The 15,830-nt window shown below is 62.5% G+C and carries 20 protein-coding genes; 6 read left to right on the top strand and 14 right to left on the bottom strand.

What is annotated here, in order from left to right:
• The first annotated feature begins 59 nt into the window (after positions 1 to 59).
• Complete coding sequence (locus AB1E34_RS15105; RefSeq protein WP_372573167.1) at positions 60 to 221, top strand: hypothetical protein; 162 nt, start codon at positions 60 to 62, stop codon at positions 219 to 221.
• A gap of 86 nt (positions 222 to 307) precedes the next feature.
• On the opposite strand, the gene AB1E34_RS15100 is transcribed toward AB1E34_RS15105, so the two are convergent.
• The 3 genes from AB1E34_RS15100 to prfA form a co-directional block, all read right to left on the bottom strand.
• Positions 308 to 892, bottom strand: a complete 585-nt coding sequence (locus tag AB1E34_RS15100) for a DUF4167 domain-containing protein (RefSeq protein ID WP_372573166.1) — start codon at positions 890 to 892, stop codon at positions 308 to 310.
• A gap of 231 nt (positions 893 to 1,123) precedes the next feature.
• Positions 1,124 to 1,969: a peptide chain release factor N(5)-glutamine methyltransferase gene (prmC, locus tag AB1E34_RS15095; RefSeq protein ID WP_372573165.1), complete on the bottom strand. Its 846-nt coding sequence runs from the start codon at positions 1,967 to 1,969 to the stop codon at positions 1,124 to 1,126.
• Positions 1,966 to 3,021, bottom strand: coding sequence for a peptide chain release factor 1 (gene prfA / locus AB1E34_RS15090; protein WP_372573164.1), 1,056 nt, complete (start codon positions 3,019 to 3,021; stop codon positions 1,966 to 1,968). The genes prmC and prfA overlap by 4 nt, the downstream gene beginning before the upstream one ends.
• A gap of 63 nt (positions 3,022 to 3,084) precedes the next feature.
• Between prfA and AB1E34_RS15085 the strand changes: the two genes are divergently transcribed.
• Positions 3,085 to 3,318 (top strand): hypothetical protein, encoded by a 234-nt coding sequence (locus AB1E34_RS15085; RefSeq protein ID WP_372573163.1) that lies wholly within the window; start codon positions 3,085 to 3,087, stop codon positions 3,316 to 3,318.
• Here AB1E34_RS15085 and AB1E34_RS15080 read toward each other — a convergent pair.
• Genes AB1E34_RS15080 through AB1E34_RS15060 form a run of 5 tightly spaced genes read right to left on the bottom strand, consistent with a single transcriptional unit; the run spans position 3,307 to position 7,456 of the window.
• Positions 3,307 to 3,711, bottom strand: coding sequence for a DUF1499 domain-containing protein (locus tag AB1E34_RS15080; RefSeq protein ID WP_372573162.1), 405 nt, complete (start codon positions 3,709 to 3,711; stop codon positions 3,307 to 3,309). The genes AB1E34_RS15085 and AB1E34_RS15080 overlap by 12 nt on opposite strands.
• 57 nt (positions 3,712 to 3,768) lie before the next feature.
• Entirely contained in the window at positions 3,769 to 4,716 is a 948-nt protein-coding gene (gene speB / locus AB1E34_RS15075; RefSeq protein ID WP_372573161.1) for an agmatinase, read from the bottom strand.
• A 40-nt stretch (positions 4,717 to 4,756) separates the two neighbouring features.
• Positions 4,757 to 5,329, bottom strand: coding sequence for a hypothetical protein (locus AB1E34_RS15070; RefSeq protein WP_372573160.1), 573 nt, complete (start codon positions 5,327 to 5,329; stop codon positions 4,757 to 4,759).
• Positions 5,311 to 6,273 (bottom strand): agmatinase, encoded by a 963-nt coding sequence (gene speB / locus AB1E34_RS15065; RefSeq protein WP_372573159.1) that lies wholly within the window; start codon positions 6,271 to 6,273, stop codon positions 5,311 to 5,313. Before speB (AB1E34_RS15065) ends, AB1E34_RS15070 begins: the two co-directional genes overlap by 19 nt.
• Positions 6,274 to 6,289: 16 nt before the next feature.
• On the bottom strand, positions 6,290 to 7,456 hold the full coding sequence (locus AB1E34_RS15060) for a M20 aminoacylase family protein (RefSeq protein WP_372573158.1): 1,167 nt from the start codon (positions 7,454 to 7,456) through the stop codon (positions 6,290 to 6,292).
• Between the two features lie 64 nt (positions 7,457 to 7,520).
• Between AB1E34_RS15060 and mazG the strand changes: the two genes are divergently transcribed.
• From mazG to AB1E34_RS15040, 4 genes are all read left to right on the top strand, one after another.
• Positions 7,521 to 8,354, top strand: coding sequence for a nucleoside triphosphate pyrophosphohydrolase (gene mazG / locus AB1E34_RS15055; RefSeq protein ID WP_372573157.1), 834 nt, complete (start codon positions 7,521 to 7,523; stop codon positions 8,352 to 8,354).
• A gap of 88 nt (positions 8,355 to 8,442) precedes the next feature.
• A complete protein-coding gene (locus AB1E34_RS15050) occupies positions 8,443 to 9,384 on the top strand; it encodes a nucleoside hydrolase (RefSeq protein ID WP_372573156.1) in 942 nt (313 codons plus the stop codon).
• The gene (locus tag AB1E34_RS15045; RefSeq protein ID WP_372573155.1) at positions 9,381 to 9,893 is read left to right on the top strand and encodes a GrpB family protein; all 513 of its coding nucleotides are present in this window, start codon (positions 9,381 to 9,383) and stop codon (positions 9,891 to 9,893) included. The genes AB1E34_RS15050 and AB1E34_RS15045 overlap by 4 nt, the downstream gene beginning before the upstream one ends.
• Positions 9,890 to 10,342, top strand: coding sequence for a GNAT family N-acetyltransferase (locus tag AB1E34_RS15040; protein WP_372573154.1), 453 nt, complete (start codon positions 9,890 to 9,892; stop codon positions 10,340 to 10,342). The genes AB1E34_RS15045 and AB1E34_RS15040 overlap by 4 nt, the downstream gene beginning before the upstream one ends.
• Before the next feature lie 39 nt (positions 10,343 to 10,381).
• Here the strand turns inward: AB1E34_RS15040 and AB1E34_RS15035 are convergent, their stop codons facing one another.
• From AB1E34_RS15035 to AB1E34_RS15010, 6 genes are all read right to left on the bottom strand, one after another.
• Positions 10,382 to 10,549 (bottom strand): hypothetical protein, encoded by a 168-nt coding sequence (locus AB1E34_RS15035; RefSeq protein WP_372573153.1) that lies wholly within the window; start codon positions 10,547 to 10,549, stop codon positions 10,382 to 10,384.
• Positions 10,550 to 10,764: 215 nt separating this feature from the next.
• Entirely contained in the window at positions 10,765 to 12,042 is a 1,278-nt protein-coding gene (eno, locus tag AB1E34_RS15030; protein ID WP_372573152.1) for a phosphopyruvate hydratase, read from the bottom strand.
• 79 nt (positions 12,043 to 12,121) lie between these two features.
• Positions 12,122 to 13,027 carry a DMT family transporter gene (locus AB1E34_RS15025; protein ID WP_372573151.1) on the bottom strand — a complete coding sequence of 302 codons (906 nt, stop codon included), beginning with the start codon at positions 13,025 to 13,027 and terminating at the stop codon, positions 12,122 to 12,124.
• A 66-nt stretch (positions 13,028 to 13,093) separates the two neighbouring features.
• On the bottom strand, positions 13,094 to 13,507 hold the full coding sequence (locus AB1E34_RS15020) for a Fur family transcriptional regulator (protein ID WP_372573150.1): 414 nt from the start codon (positions 13,505 to 13,507) through the stop codon (positions 13,094 to 13,096).
• Between the two features lie 82 nt (positions 13,508 to 13,589).
• Positions 13,590 to 14,294, bottom strand: coding sequence for an endonuclease/exonuclease/phosphatase family protein (locus tag AB1E34_RS15015; protein ID WP_372573149.1), 705 nt, complete (start codon positions 14,292 to 14,294; stop codon positions 13,590 to 13,592).
• Between the two features lie 63 nt (positions 14,295 to 14,357).
• The gene (locus tag AB1E34_RS15010) at positions 14,358 to 15,776 is read right to left on the bottom strand and encodes a protein adenylyltransferase SelO (RefSeq protein ID WP_372573148.1); all 1,419 of its coding nucleotides are present in this window, start codon (positions 15,774 to 15,776) and stop codon (positions 14,358 to 14,360) included.
• Between the last annotated feature and the right edge of the window lie 54 nt (positions 15,777 to 15,830).

Here is a 15,830-nt window from a genome sequence, read left to right as displayed (position 1 = left end):
GCGCTGATCGGCTAAGCTCACAGTCCTGTTGGTCAGTTTCTGTGTGTGTGAGGCCTGTTTTGAAAACCATTCATCACCCAAACAACGCTTTTTCTGCGGCGCATGATGCGTCGTCACGAAAAGCCAGCGACGCTGGCGCGGTCTTTCCCGTGCTTGAGTTGGTCATCTTTGCCTGCGCCTTTGGCGTGACCGGCGCGCTGGCGGCATTCATCCTGTCCTGATCCCGCGCATCCGCGCGTAATCAGGAATGCAAATCTGACAGAACGCCCGGCTTGATCCGCAGGCGTTCCGATGCAGTTTCTCGATCTTATTCTGCCGCTTCGGGCGCGTCACCGGAATCAGCGGCGGGCGTCGTCGTGGCCTCGGCGCTGTCACTGGCTTTGGGCTTGCGGGCCCGGGGTCGACGCGCCTGTTTCTTGGGCTTGCTTTCGGGAGTTTCAACCAATCCGCTATCGCCGGATTGATCCTCACCCGCCACGTCCAGAACATCGGGCTGCGTCGTTTCTGCCGGGTCAACAACCGGGGCGGGTTGTGCCGGAGCCGGGGCCGCCGCTTCGCGTTCCTGACGTTCGGCGCGTTCGCGGTCGCGCTCGGCCTGGCGTTCGCGGTTCTGGCGTTCCTGCTCTTCGCGCCGCGCATCCATCTCGCGCTGCGCCTCGCTCAGCAGCCGCAGGTAATGTTCGGCATGCTGCTGAAAGTTCTCAGTGGCCACGCGGTCATTTGCTAGCTGCGCATCGCGGGCAAGCTGGTTGTACTTGTCAATGATCTGCTGCGGTGTGCCGCGCACCTTGCCTTCGGGGCCAGAGCTGTCAAACACGCGATTGACGACGTTGCCACCAGAGGGCCGGTTACGGTTGTTCTTCGACCGCGAACGGGATTTGGACGATCTCATTTTGTTTTAGTCAGCCTTGTCTTTCGAATGTCGATCACCCTGTTCTCCGGTTCATGCGACCACTTGCGCCGGGTATCGACTTTTTGGGCTTGGTGTCGCGGGCGAGCCTAATGCCTCATCCGCAGCGACATGTCTGAGTAAACACGTCCTGCCGCCACAAACAAGAGGGCAGGTCGAAAAAAACGAAAATTTGCGGGTGATATGGCTGTTTGACGCTGGAGAGAGCCGGTTTCAGCCGGGACACTGCGCCAGAATGACACGGTCATGGCCGGAAAGATCGCGGATCGCCTGCACCTGCGCCAGCCCCGCCGCCCGGACCAGAGCGCTGACCGCCTTTGCCTGCGTCGCGCCAATCTCAAGGATCAGCCGCCCTCCGGGTTCCAGAAAATCGCAGGCCGAGGCCACGATTTGGCGATAGGCTTCCAGCCCGTCCCCGCCATCGGTCAGCGCCATTTCCGGCTCATGCTCGCGCACTTCGGCAGCAAGGCCGGGCATTTCATCTAGCGCGATGTAAGGCGGGTTGGCCACGATCAGATCGAATGTGCCCTGAACCGCGCCGAACCAGTCCGAGCGCCTGATATCGGCGCGGTCCTCGACACGGTGCAGCACTGCGTTGGCGCTCGCCTGCAGGCAAGCGGCCTCGCTCAGGTCGACACCGATCCCGGTGGCGTCGGGGCGTTCGGCCAGCAGCGTCACCAGAATGCAGCCCGAGCCCACGCCCAGATCCAGCACCCGCTCAAAAGGCAGCGACAGCGCCACCTCGATCAGGGTTTCGGTCTCGGGACGCGGGTCCAGCACGTCGCTGCTCAACTTGAAGCGGCGGCCATAGAATTCGCGCTCGCCCAGAAGGTGGGAGACCGGCACCCGGATGGCACGCAAAGCGATCAGATGGTCGTAGCGTTCGGCGATCTCGGGGGCGAGGTCTTCGGGTGCGATCAGCGTCACGCGGCTGGCCTCGATCCGGGCGGCATGGGCCAGCAGCACCCGCGCGTCGCGGGCCGGGTCGGGCACGCCCGCGGCCCGCAGCCGCGCTGTGGCCGCAACCATCGCCTGCGCGGCTGTCTGCGCGGTGGTCATTGGCCCATCTCGGCCAGCAACCGTGCCTGGTCGTCGGCGGTCAGCGCGTCGATCACCTCGTTCAGATCGCCCTGCATCACCTGATCGAGCTTGTAGAGCGTCAGGTTGATCCGGTGATCGGTCATCCGTCCTTGCGGAAAATTGTAGGTCCTGATGCGTTCCGACCGGTCGCCCGAGCCCACCTGACTGGCGCGATCCGCCGAGCGTTCGCTGTCGATCCGCTGGCGTTCCAGATCATAGAGCCGGGTCTTGAGCACCTGCATCGCGATCTCGCGGTTGCGGTGCTGGGATTTCTCGGAGCTGGTGACCACGATACCGCTGGGGATATGGGTGATCCGCACTGCGGAATCGGTGGTGTTCACATGCTGCCCCCCTGCCCCGGAACTGCGCATCGTGTCGATCCGCAAGTCGCCCGCGTCGATCTGCACATCCACATCCTCGGCCTCGGGCAGCACCGCCACAGTCGCCGCAGAGGTGTGGATACGCCCGCCGCTTTCGGTGCTGGGCACGCGCTGGACCCGATGCACGCCGGATTCGTATTTCATCCGGGCAAAGACATTCTCGCCCTTGATATGCACCACGACTTCTTTGATGCCGCCCAACTCGGTGGCCTGTTCCTCGACAATGTCGAACTTCCAGCCGCGCGCCTCGCAAAAGCGCTGATACATGCGCAAGAGATCACCGGCGAACAACGCCGCCTCATCCCCGCCCGTGCCGGGGCGGATTTCCAGCATCGCGGCGCGCGCATCGGCCTCGTCGCGGGGCAGCAGCGCCAGTTGCAGCGCGTGTTCGGCCTGCGGTAGTTGGTCACGCAGGGCGGGCAGTTCCTCTTCGGCCAGTTCTTTCATGTCGGGGTCCGACAGCATGGCCTCAGCCTCGGCCAGATCGGCCAGGATCTGACGCCAGGCGGCGATCTGTTCCACCACCGGCTTCAGATCGGAATATTCCTTGGCCAGCCGGGCAATGTCACCGCCCGCCGCGCCATCGGCCATGGCCGCTTCGAGGTACTGAAACCTTTGGGTAATCTGTTCTAGTCGTTCTTCAGGAACCATCCCGGCGGTGTCCGATATCGCGGGGCTTTGGTCAAGGGGTTAGACTGTGCTAGGCTTCCCGCCATGACACGACACCTACTTGTTTTTCTACTGATCGCGAGCCCGGTTCTGGCCGATGTCACAGGCCCCGGAGGCAAGGTTCAGGACTGTTATTGCACCGACAAAAGCGGATCCCGGATCGAGCTGGGCCAGACCATCTGTATGCGGGTCGATGGGCGTATGTTCATGGCACAATGCCAGATGTCGCTGAACGTGCCGATGTGGCGCGAGGTTCAGAAGGGCTGCCTATCCTCCTGACGGCATCTGCGCGATCCAGGCCTCGACCCGCGCGCGATTCACGCCGAAATCCGATCGGCCAAAGCGCAGCCTTGCATAGATGCGCAGCGTCTCACCCTGTTGATGCGCCGTGGTGTAGTCGGGAAAGCCGAAGACCTTGCTGCGGGTGATATAGCTGATCATCCCCTGATCCAGTGATCCGGCCAGAACCTTGGTGGCCGGATCGGCGCGGGCCACCTCATCGAACTGCTTCAGTGCCTCCGGGCCCGTCTGCAACACCCGCAGCACGCTGCCGCGCGTATCGGCATCGCTGTCCCCAATCGGGGCTACATGCCACTCTGTCACGTCCGACGGCGCAAGGCGAATATAGCCCAGGACAACCACGACGGCGATCAACAGCACCCAAATCAACATCGCGATCCGTCCCAAGCCTGCTTCCTTATGGTTGTGACCTTTGTGGCCCCACCCAGCCTAACGCGCCGCAACACCGGGCAGAACGCAAATCAGCTCATAGAGAAGATTTGCCGCAGTCAGCGCCGTGTTGCCCGACGGATCATAGGGCGGCGAGACCTCGACCAGATCGCAGCCGACAATGTTGGCCCCGCTCAGCGCATGGATCAGCTCCAACGCCTGCGGCGTGGTCAGCCCGCCGATCTCGGGCGTGCCGGTGCCGGGCGCATAGGCCGGGTCAAGGCTGTCGATATCATAGGTGACATAAACGGGCCTATCGCCGATCTCCTTGCCAATCTCGGCACCCAGCGGGGCCAGGCTCTTGTGCCAGAGGTCCCAGGCCGGGACTTGCCGGAACCCCCAGCCCTGCGCCTCGGTGAAATCCGTCGCGGCATAGCCCGAGCCGCGAATGCCGATCTGATAGGTCCGGTCAGACTGGATCAGCCCCTCTTCATAGGCGCGGCGAAAGACGGTGCCATGGGTCTCGCGCTCGCCGAACATATCGTCATTCACGTCGGCATGGGCATCCACGTGGACCAGCGCCACGGGGCCGTGTTTGGCTGCGATGGCGCGCAGGATCGGTAGGGTGATCGAGTGATCGCCCCCCATCGCCACCGGGATCACGTTATCGGTGAGGATCGCGCCGTAGCTCTCCTCGATGATCCGCAGACTGTCGGCCAGCGAAAACGTGTTGATCGCCAGATCGCCGATATCGGCAATCTGCAAGCTGTCAAAGGGTGCCGCGCCGGTGGCCATATTGTAGGGCCGGATCATCGCGCTTTCGGCGCGGATCTGCTTGGGTCCGAACCGCGTGCCCGAACGCCACGAGGTGCCGATATCCATCGGAATGCCCAGCACCGCCACATCCAGCCCGTCCAGACTGGTCGCCTGCGGCAGGCGCATGAAGGTGTTGGGCCCGGAAAACCGTGCCAGGTCATTGCCGCTGATTGGTTGGTTGAAGTCAGTCATCAGTTTCTCATGGTGCAGTTCGATACGTCTTCTCTTTGACCTATGAACTCGTTTCAAGTTCGCGCAAATTTTTTGAAACAACATCATTCTTTGGATAAGAGAGACTTAACGCGGTTTCTGAATCTTCATCTGAAGATACGCGATAGAGTGTTATGCCCCAGCGCCTGTTGTCTCTTATCGGATGGCTTGCCCATACCTTGAACTCAGCCCAACTATCCAATCCATGATTGTGATCCGGCGTCAGGATGGGCAATTCTCTTTCGATGAGCTTAACCACACCGACGCCAAGCGAGTGTCGCTCCTCTGGCTTCAAGGGCTGCAACATATCCGAAACAGAACACCCGGAATCGGCCAATCGAAGAAGTATCAGCGCCTCCGGTTCCGCCCAGGCCAATTCACCCGTCAGGTTAAGGCGGGTTAGTGAGCTATCGGGACGAACCAACTGCCCGTCGGTCAAAGGTACACAATATTTCTCGAATAGGCGCATCGCCGCCTGCGCGCGATCTTCAGGTTGGTTCAGGTAGTCTCGGGCAAAATATCCCGTGGGCAAGCCAACAACGACGATAGCCGCCCATATCAACACATTCCGCCGCTTCATGTCCGTTTGTTCCATCCCAGCAGGCAGATAATCTCGGTGGCGATATGGGCGCCGGCGATGGCCGTGGCTCCGGTGGTGTCGAAGGGGGGCGAGACCTCGACTACGTCGCCGCCTTTGATGTTGATCCCGGCAATGTCGCGCAGGATGATCGAGGCCTGGATCGAGCTCATCCCGCCCCAGACCGGGGTGCCGGTGCCGGGCGCAAAGGCCGGGTCCAACCCGTCGATATCAAAGCTCAGATAGACCGGGTGATCGCCCAGAATGTCCTTGATCTTGCGCGCTGTTGCCGCTGGCCCGGCCTCATAGACCTCGCGCGCGTCGATGATGTTGACGCCCAGCGTGTCGTCATTGGTGGTCCTGATCCCCACCTGAACCGAACGCGCCGGGTCCACCAGCCCCGATTTCACCGCCTTGTAGAACATGGTGCCATGATCGACACGGCTCATGTCGTCGTCAGCCCAGGTGTCGGTATGGGCATCGAACTGCAGCAGCGACATCGGCCCGTATTTTTCGGCATAAGCCTTGAGGATCGGGAAGCTGATATAATGATCTCCCCCCAAAGTGACCGAGGCCACGTTGGCCTCCAGAATAGCCCGGATATGATCGCTGACCGTGTCGGGAAAGGCGGGCACATTGGCATAATCGAAGGCGACATCGCCATAGTCGACGATGGCCAGCTCGCTCAGCGCGTCAAACGGCCAGCCATAAGGCGCATCGGGTGATTGCAGAGCGCTGGCCTCGCGGATCGCGCGCGGGCCCAGCCGGGTGCCGGGCCGGTTGGTGGCCGCCTGATCGAAGGGCACGCCGGTCACCGCGATATCGACCCCGCGCAAATCCTTGGTGTATTTGCGCCGCAGAAACGACGTTGCCCCGCCAAAGGTGTTCTCGAACGAAGGCCCGCGCAGATCGGTGCGGGTAAAGGCCTCATCCACCTGATTTTTTGCATCTTCCAGCGCCATCCCCGAACCCCCTTCCCTACCGCGCCAGCGGTTGCGCCGTTTCGACCAGACGGGCGAAGAACGACGCCCCGATCGGTGCCACCTGATCGTTGAAATCATATTCAGGATGGTGCAGCCCCGCGCTCTCGCCCTGTCCCAGAAACAGATAAGCGCCGGGCCGGGCCTGTAGCATGTAAGAGAAGTCCTCTGCCCCCATCTCACGCCCCGTATCCGGGATCACCCGATGCGCGCCCGAGACGTCGCCCGCAACACCGACGGCAAACCGCGTCTTGTCGGGGTGGTTGATGGTTGCGGGATATCCGATCTGATAGTCCAGAGTGGCCTCGACCCCGTAACTGGCCGCCTGCCCGGCCACGATCTGCTCCATCCGTTGCCGCACCATCGCCTGCACCGCCGGGTCGAAGGTGCGGATGGTGCCGTTCAGATAAGCGGTATCGGGGATCACATTGTCCACCGTCCCGGCGTGGATCTGCGTCACCGAGACCACCAGATCATCCAGAGCGTAGTGATTGCGGCTGACAATGGTCTGAAACGCTTGCGCGATGCCACAAGCGGCCATCACCGGGTCGCGGGTCTCATGCGGCATGGCCCCGTGCCCGCCAACGCCCTGCACATGCACGTGAAAGGTATCCACCGCGGCCATGATCGGTCCGGGTGTGGTGTAAAACCCGCCTTCGTCAAAGCCCGGCGCGTTGTGCAACGCGTAAACTTCGCTGATGTCGAACCGATCCATGATGCCCTCCTGCACCATGATTTCTGCTCCGCCGCCGGACTCTTCGGCGGGCTGAAAGATCAGCGCGACGCGGCCTGCGAAGTTGCGTGTCTCGGCCAGATAGCGCGCGGCCCCCAGCAACATCGTGGTATGGCCGTCATGGCCGCAGGCATGCATCCGCCCCTCATGCTCCGAGGCATAGTCGAGCCCCGTCGCCTCAGTGATCGGCAACCCGTCCATATCGGCGCGCAGCGCGATGGTTGGCCCGTCGCCGCGCCCGTTGATGATCGCAACAAGCCCGGTGCGCGCGATGCCCTCATGCAGCTCATCCACCCCGAACTCCCGCAGCTTCTCCGCCACAAAAGCCGAGGTCTTGGGGCAGTCCAGCCCCAGTTCCGGGATGCGGTGCAGATGCTGACGCCATGCCGTCATGTCGCTCGCATAATCGGCGATGCGGTTTACAACGGGCATGGGGTGGACTCCTGCGTCAACGTCGGGAATTGATGCATCAGACACCGGAACAGGGGCCGCCGCAATGACAGATAATACTTTGATCAATGACAGCGATGCCGGGATCGAGCGCCTGCTGGAAATCATGCGCCGCCTGCGCGATCCCGAGACCGGCTGTCCCTGGGACATCGAACAGGATTTCGCGACCATCGCCCCCTACACGATCGAAGAGGCCTATGAGGTCGCGGACGCCATCGAACGCGAGGCCTGGGACGAGTTGAAAGGCGAGCTGGGCGATTTGCTGTTCCAGTCGGTCTTTCACGCGCAGATGGCAAGCGAGGCGGGCCATTTCACCTTTCAGGACGTGGTGCGCACCATGTCGGACAAGATGGTCGCCCGCCATCCGCATGTTTTCGGCGACGAATCCCGTGACAAATCGGCCGAACAGCAGACGCTGGACTGGGAAACCATCAAGGCGGCCGAGCGCGCGGGCAAGGAACAGAAAGGCGCACTGGACGGGGTTGCCGCCAATCTGCCCGCCTTGTTGCGGGCCCATAAGCTGCAGAAACGCGCCGCCCGCGTGGGATTTGACTGGCCCGATGCCAGCCATGTGCTGGCCAAGATCACCGAAGAGGCCGCCGAACTGGAAGAGGCGCGCGCCGCCAAGGACCCGGATGCGTTGGAGGATGAGTTCGGCGATCTGCTGTTTGTGATGGTCAATCTGGGCCGCCATCTGGGTATCGAACCAGAGGCCGCCCTGCGCCGCACCAATGCCAAGTTCACCCGCCGCTTTGCCGCCGTCGAAGACCGGCTGGCGCAGCGAGGCAGAACCCCGTCCGAAAGCGATCTGGCCGAGATGGATGCGCTTTGGGATGACGTCAAAAACGAAGAAAAGCAGGCGGCACGGCAGACCGCTTGATGGCGGTTCCCGGCTTGTACCGCAGACGCCCTCTGGACAGGGCACGGCCCCGATGCGACTGTCCCGCCGCACCTGACAGGAGCCGCACATGACCGCCCGCAAGATCATCATCGACACCGACCCCGGACAGGATGACGCGGTTGCGATCCTGCTGGCGCTGGCAAGCCCCGACGAGATTGATGTGCTGGGAATCACTGCCGTTGCAGGCAACGTGCCGCTACCGCTGACCGCAAAAAACGCCCGCATCGTCTGCGAGTTGGCGGGCCATCCTGATGTGCCGGTCTTTGCGGGCTGCGACGCGCCGCTCCACCGCAAGCTGGTCACGGCGGAACATGTGCATGGCAAAACCGGCCTTGACGGGCCTGTGCTGCCTGATCCGGTGATGCCATTGGCCGAGGGCCACGCGGTCGATTTCATCATCGACACCTTGCGCCGCGAAGAAGCGGGCACAGTCACGCTCTGCCCGCTGGGACCGCTGACCAATATTGCGACCGCCTTTCAGCGGGCCCCCGATATCATCCCGCGCGTGCAGGAGATCGTGTTGATGGGGGGTGCCTATTTTGAGGTCGGCAACATCACACCCGCCGCTGAATTCAACATTTATGTCGACCCTGAAGCCGCTGATATCGTGTTTAAATCCGGCATCCCTATCGTGGTAATGCCACTGGATGTCACCCATGACGCGCTGGTCACGCCGCACCGCAACGACGCCTTCCGTGCGCTGAACAGCAAAATCGGGCATGCCGTGGCTGAGATGACGGACTTTTTCGAACGCTTCGACAAGGAAAAATACGGCTCCGACGGCGCGCCGCTGCATGATCCCTGCGTGACCGCCTATCTGATCCGCCCCGAGCTGTTCTCCGGCCGCCATATCAATGTGGAAATCGAAACCCAGTCCGAACTGACCCTCGGCATGACAGTGGCCGATTGGTGGGGCGTCACCGACCGTCCAGCCAACGCGATGTTCATGGGCGAGATCGACGCGGATGGGTTCTTTGACCTGCTGACCGAGCGTCTGGCCCGGTTATGAGCCTGCTTTCGGCCCCTGATCCGACCTGGCCCGCCCAAGCGCAGGCCGAGGCCGAACGCTGGCGCAAAGCGGAGCTGCAAGGCCTGATCACGATCCATCATATCGGTTCGACCTCGGTGCCGGGCCTACCCGCCAAGCCGATCATCGATCTGCTGCCGGTGTTCGAGCAGCCTGATGCCTGCGACAACGCGCGCCACCACATCGAAGCACTTGGCTATGAAGGGATGGGGGCGCTCGGCCTGCCGGGGCGGCGCTATGTGCGTCGGGACGACCCGCAAACCGGCAAACGGCTGGTTCAGGCGCATTGTTTCGCCACCGGATCACCGGAAATCACACGCCATCTTGCCTTCCGCGACGCGCTGCGTCAGAACGCAGCTCTCAGGGCGGCTTATACCTCGGTCAAGGCCAGATGCGCTGCCCTGCATCCGGGCGATCATAGGGCTTATGGCGCGTGCAAATCCGGCTGGATCGACAAAACCGAACGCACAGCATTGGAGCGTCAGACATGAGCGCGCAACTCCGCCTCGCCCAGCCCGATGATCTGGCCCGGCTGATGGGCCTTGTCGCGGCGTTTCACGCCGAGGTTGGCATTGACCAGTCGCCCGAACAGCGCGAAACGGCCCTGCAACCGCTGCTTGAGGGCATCCCCCATGGCTGCATCTATCTGATCGGCCCGGCCCGCGCGCCACTGGGTTACATCATTCTGACCTTCGGCTGGTCGGTGGAATTTGGCGGCATGGATGCGTTTGTGGATGAGATCTACATCCGCCCTGCGGTCCGACGGCGCGGCATCGCCAGCGAAACCCTGCTGGAGCTGCCAAAAGCGCTTGCGACAGGGGGGATCAAGGCGGTCCATCTTGAGGTCGACCGCGAAGATTCCGCCGCGCAGAAACTCTATCTGCGCAGCGGGTTCAAACCTCGCGAGCGCTACATGCTCATGAGCCGCGTGCTTGGGTGACAGGCCAGAGCCGATGGCCCCGGCCCGTCATGTACGCTCTTAAATGCCTGCGGGCGGCACGTAGCAATCTGCCCCCTCCAGCGTCTTGACCGGATCGTCCGGACCGCATTCTTCACCGGAGATCGGATAGGTGCCCTCTTTGGTGCAGGCGCTCAACACGGCAAGGGCGGCGAGCGTGGCCAGCAGGGTTTTCGCAACGGAGGTCATTTGCGCATCCTTTCCACAACAGTTATGCGCAAAACCTGCCACGTGAGACCTTATCCGGTCGTTGATCCCAATCAATTTTCCGGGATGACGTCGCGACAGTCTGACCTGTTTTTGTCCGGTGGTTCCCGAACACCGGATCGACCCGCCGCAAAACCTGCAAAAGCAAAAACCCCGGCCAAACGACCGGGGCTTTGCGTGTCTTCGGGCTGTTTCGCTCAGCCGCGCAGGATAGAACGACCCGCATATTGCGCGGTCTCTCCCAGCGCTTCCTCGATGCGGATCAGTTGGTTGTATTTGGCCAGCCGGTCCGAGCGCGCCAGCGAGCCGGTCTTGATCTGACCGCAATTGGTCGCCACCGCCAGATCGGCGATGGTGGAATCCTCGGTCTCGCCCGAGCGGTGGCTCATCACGTTGGTCATCCGCGCCCGGTGCGCCATTTCGACTGCGCGCAGGGTCTCGCTCAGCGTGCCGATCTGGTTCACCTTCACCAGCATCGAGTTGGCGCAGCCCCGCTCGATCCCCATCGCCAGACGCTCGGGGTTGGTCACGAACAGATCGTCGCCCACCAGCTGCACCTTGTTGCCAATGGCGTCAGTCAGCGCTTTCCAGCCGTCCCAGTCATCCTCGGACATGCCATCTTCGATCGAGATGATCGGATAGTCATTGACCAGCGCCGCCAAATAGGCCGCGTTTTCCTCCGAGGTCAGGCTTTTACCCTCGCCGGACAGAACGTATTTGCCGTCCTTGTAATACTCAGTCGCCGCGCAATCGAGCGCCAGGTGGATATCATCGCCCGGTTTGTAGCCCGCCTTTTCAATGGACTTCAGGATGAAGTCCAGAGCGTCGCGCGTGCTGGAGAGGTTCGGCGCAAAGCCACCCTCATCACCGATCCCGGTGGACAGACCCGCCGCGGAGAGTTCTTTTTTCAGCGTGTGGAACACCTCGGATCCCATGCGCACCGCGTCGCGGATATTATCCGCCGCGACGGGCATGATCATGAATTCCTGAATGTCGATCGGGTTATCGGCATGCTCGCCACCATTGATGATGTTCATCATCGGCACCGGCAAAACCCGCGCCTGGGTGCCGCCCACATAGCGATAAAGCGGCTGGGTGGTGAAATCGGCCGCAGCGCGGGCCACGGCAAGGCTGACGCCGAGGATCGCATTCGCACCCAGACGCGCCTTGTTCGGCGTGCCGTCCAGCTCGATCATCGCCGCATCGACAGCTTCCTGCTCGGTGGCGTCGAGACCGACCAGCTCTTCGGCGATCTCGCCATTGACGGCGGCCACGGCCTCCAGCACGCCTTTGCCGAGATAGCGCGCGGTGTCGCCGTCGCGCTTTTCGACCGCCTCATAGGCGCCGGTCGAAGCACCGGAGGGCACCGCAGCGCGGCCCATCGTGCCATCTTCGAGCACGACATCAACCTCAACCGTCGGATTACCCCGGCTGTCCAAAATCTCGCGACCATAGATGTCGATTATCGTGCTCATGGTGTATTCTTCCCGGCTGGTTCCTGATTGAGGGCGTCTTAACAGAGATGACCAGCAGGAAACCACCGCTGAAAGCGGTTCAAATTCCCGGAATCCCATCTTTTTCGGCTGGAACGCCCGCCAAACGCTCGCGCCAGACCACATAGATGCCCGCGCCCACGATCACGGCCACCCCGATCAGCATCATCAGATCCGGCCTTTCGCGGAAAACGGTCATACCTATGATCAGGGCAAATACGATGCGCGAATAGCGAAACGGGGTCACGAACGAAACCTCGCCGACCCGCATCGAGGCCACGATTGCCAGATAGGCCGCCGCCGCGATCAGGATGAAGACCGCAAACATAGCCCAAAGGTCTAAAGACGTCGGGACAAAGGGCCGATCGCTGAAATATGCCAGGATCGCGGCTGAAGGGATCAAGGTCAGAAAGGCCAGAAAGCTGAGTTGCAGTGATGAGGTTTCATCTCCCACGCGCCGGGTCACCACATCCCGCACGGCCAAGCCGATCACACCCTGCACCGCAAAAAGCGATTTGGCGTCAAAGCCTTCGGTCCCCGGACGGATCACCAGCAACACGCCCAAAAACCCGATCATAACGGCGCTCCAGCGGCGCAGGCCAACCTGCTCGCCCAGAAAAAGCGCGGCCCCGATGGTCACCACCAGCGGCGTGGCCTGCAATATGGCCGAAGCCTGCGAAATCGGTGTCAGCGCAATGGCGGTCACAAAGCCAACCGTGCCGACAATCTCGGCCACATTGCGCAGCAGAACCGGCCCCTTGAGATAAGCCCGCGTCCAGAGCGGTTGACCGCTGGCCTTGGTCATCGCCGCAAAGACAAGCGCGCCCCCTCCGCCCAGAATCGCCAATATCTGCCAGGTGGGCAGCAGTTCAGCTATCAGCTTGATGAACATGTCCTCAAGCGCAAAGCCCAGCATTGCGAGCGTCATCAGGGTCGCACCGCGCAGGTTCGCGCTTATCTTGCTCATCGGGGTTCTCCTGCTGGCTCGTTGGAGAACCCACTGCAGGCTTTGGCTCGGATGCGCAAGCCTGCCTCAGCGTTTTCGCAGCGGGACGCCATACAGTTCCAGCTTGTGACCGCGCAGCTCATAGCCCAGCTTGGCGGCGATCTTTTCCTGCAATGCCTCGATCTCGGGGTCGACAAACTCGATCACCTCGCCCGAGTTCATGTCGATCAGGTGGTCGTGGTGATCGCGCTCGGCATCTTCATACCGCGCGCGCCCGTCGCCGAATTCCAGCCGGTCCAGAATACCCGCTTCTTCGAACAGTTTGACAGTGCGGTAGACGGTGGCGATCGAGATGCCCGGATCGATGGCGACGGCGCGGGCATAGAGCTCTTCGACATCGGGGTGATCGGCGCTTTCCTCAAGCACCTTCGCGATGACGCGGCGTTGCCCGGTCAGACGCAGCCCCTTGGCCTCACATCTGGTTATGATCGTACTGGACATGGTTCGCCCTCTGCTCCGTCTGGGTCCCCGGTTTAATGCCTTGCGCGCCGTAGCGCCACCGGGTTTCGCGTTGAATTCGCGTTCAATCGCAGCGCCGCAGATCGGCCCAGACCGGCAGGTGGTCCGAAGCGATATGGGCGGGTCGGTCGGCATAGACCTCATGGCGCACCGCCTCAAGCTCGGGCCCCAGTGCGATCCGGTCCAGCGGGCCAAGCGGGCGCAAGGCGGGAAAGCTGGGCAAAGGCCGCAGAAAGCGCATGCCGGGCGCAAGCCGATCAAGGATGGGCTGGCGCGACCAGTCGTTGAAATCCCCGGCCCAGACCGTGGGCATCGCCGGCAGGGCTGCAATGTCCTGCGCCAGATGGGTGACCTGATGTCGGCGCGACTGCGCCAGCAGCCCCAGATGCAGCCCGACCACCCTGAGCGGGCCAATCGGTGTTGCCAATTCCACCCGCACCGCGCCGCGCGGCTCAAAGCCCGGCAGATCGTGATGGGCCAGCGTGTCGACCGTGATTCCGGCGCCCTTCCAGATCACCGCGTTGCCGTGCCAGCCAAGGCTGCCTGCACCGCCCAGATCAGCGACCTGCCAGCCCGCCTCGTCCAGCACGAAATGCGGCAAGGCGGCCGGGCGCGGCGGCAGGCGCTTGTCGGCCTCCTGCAGCACCACGATCTGCGCGCCCAACCGGTCCAGCACCTGCAGGATGCGCCGCGGCTGGCGCCGCAGATCGAGCCCGACGCATTTCTGAATGTTATAGCTGGCAAGGCGCAGCGTCGAGGTTTGGCGCATGAGGGGTCCGGTTCAGCGAGGCCGTTTCTTTTTGCGATGAGGTCGCTGCGGATGCAAGATGGCTCAGGTGCCGCAGAATGTCGCTCGCACCACTTCGCTTTCAGCCGGTGGGTGGGTCAGGTCGCCATCGTCGGGATGGTCGTCGTAGGGCCGCGACAGGACCGCGTTCAGGCGGTGGAATGGCGCATAATCGCCCGCCACGGCGGCCTCGATCATCTGTTCGATACGGTGATTGCGGGGAATGACCGAGGGGTTCGCGGCGCGCAGCACTGCCGCCGGGTCGTCCTCCTTCTCAGTCCGGTCTTTCCAGCCTGCTTCCCACGCATCAAACACCGAGGGGTCGAGGAACTGATCGCGCGCCTTATCAGTACCAAGTGCGCGGAACGTGTTGATGAAATCCGCCTGATTCTCGGCCATGCGGGTCAAGAGATCGGCGATCATGGCCTGATCGCCCTCTTCCTGTTGCGTCAATCCCAGCTTGGCGCGGAACCGGGTCAGCCATTCGGATTGCACCAGACCCGGCATGGCATGCACGATCTCGGTCGCCTCTTCGACGCCCGCATCACGGCTGTCCATCTGCTGGATCAGCGCCGTGGCAAACTGCGCCATGTTCCAGACCACGATATCGGCCTGATTCGAATAGGCATAGCGCCCCATCCGGTCGATCGAGCTGTAGACCGTGTTTGGGTGATAGCTGTCCATGAAGGCGCAGGGGCCGTAATCGATGGTCTCTCCGGCGATCGAGCAATTGTCGGTGTTCATCACCCCATGGATAAAGCCCACCGCCATCCACTGTGCGATCAGCCGCGCCTGCGCTTCACTCACTGCGCGCAGCAATCCCATCGGCCCGTCGGCCTGCGGATAGTGGCGCTTGATGGCATAGTCTGTCAGGCGCTTGAGGCTGTCGGTTTGCCCGCGCGCCGCGAAGACCTGGAAGGTGCCCACACGCAGATGGCTGGAGGCCACGCGTGTCAGCACGGCGCCGGGCAAGGCGGTTTCGCGATACACCTGCTCGCCGGTCTCAACCGCCGCCAGCGCCCGCGTGGTGGGGATGTCAAGCGCGTGCATCGCCTCGGACACCACATATTCGCGCAGCACCGGCCCCAGCCAGGCGCGCCCGTCCCCGCCCCGCGAATAAGGCGTGCGCCCCGATCCTTTCAGCTGGATATCCCGGCGCCCCCCGTCCGTGCCCACCGTTTCGCCCAGCAGAACCGCGCGCCCGTCGCCCAGTTGCGGGTTGTAATTGCCAAACTGGTGACCGGAATAGAGCTGTGACAGCGGCGTGGCCCCTTCGGGGATGGCATTGCCCGCAAAGACCTGCGCCATTTCGGTGACTTCACCGGGGGAGATCCCCATGAGGCGGGCCAGATCCTCGTTGAAGGCCAGCAGATGCGGCGCCGCCACCGGCTGCGGCTCCAGCCTTGTATAGAAGGCATCGGGCAGACGGGCATAGCTGTTGTCGAACGGGATCATCAATGTCATGGGCTGAACATATGCGCACGCCCGGGGATTGCCAGAGGCATCTCGCTTTGCGCA

The organism is Ruegeria jejuensis, from assembly GCF_041537905.1.
In the GTDB taxonomy this organism is placed as follows: Bacteria; Pseudomonadota; Alphaproteobacteria; order Rhodobacterales; family Rhodobacteraceae; genus Ruegeria_C.
This window is presented reverse-complemented; position numbering and strand designations above follow the sequence as displayed.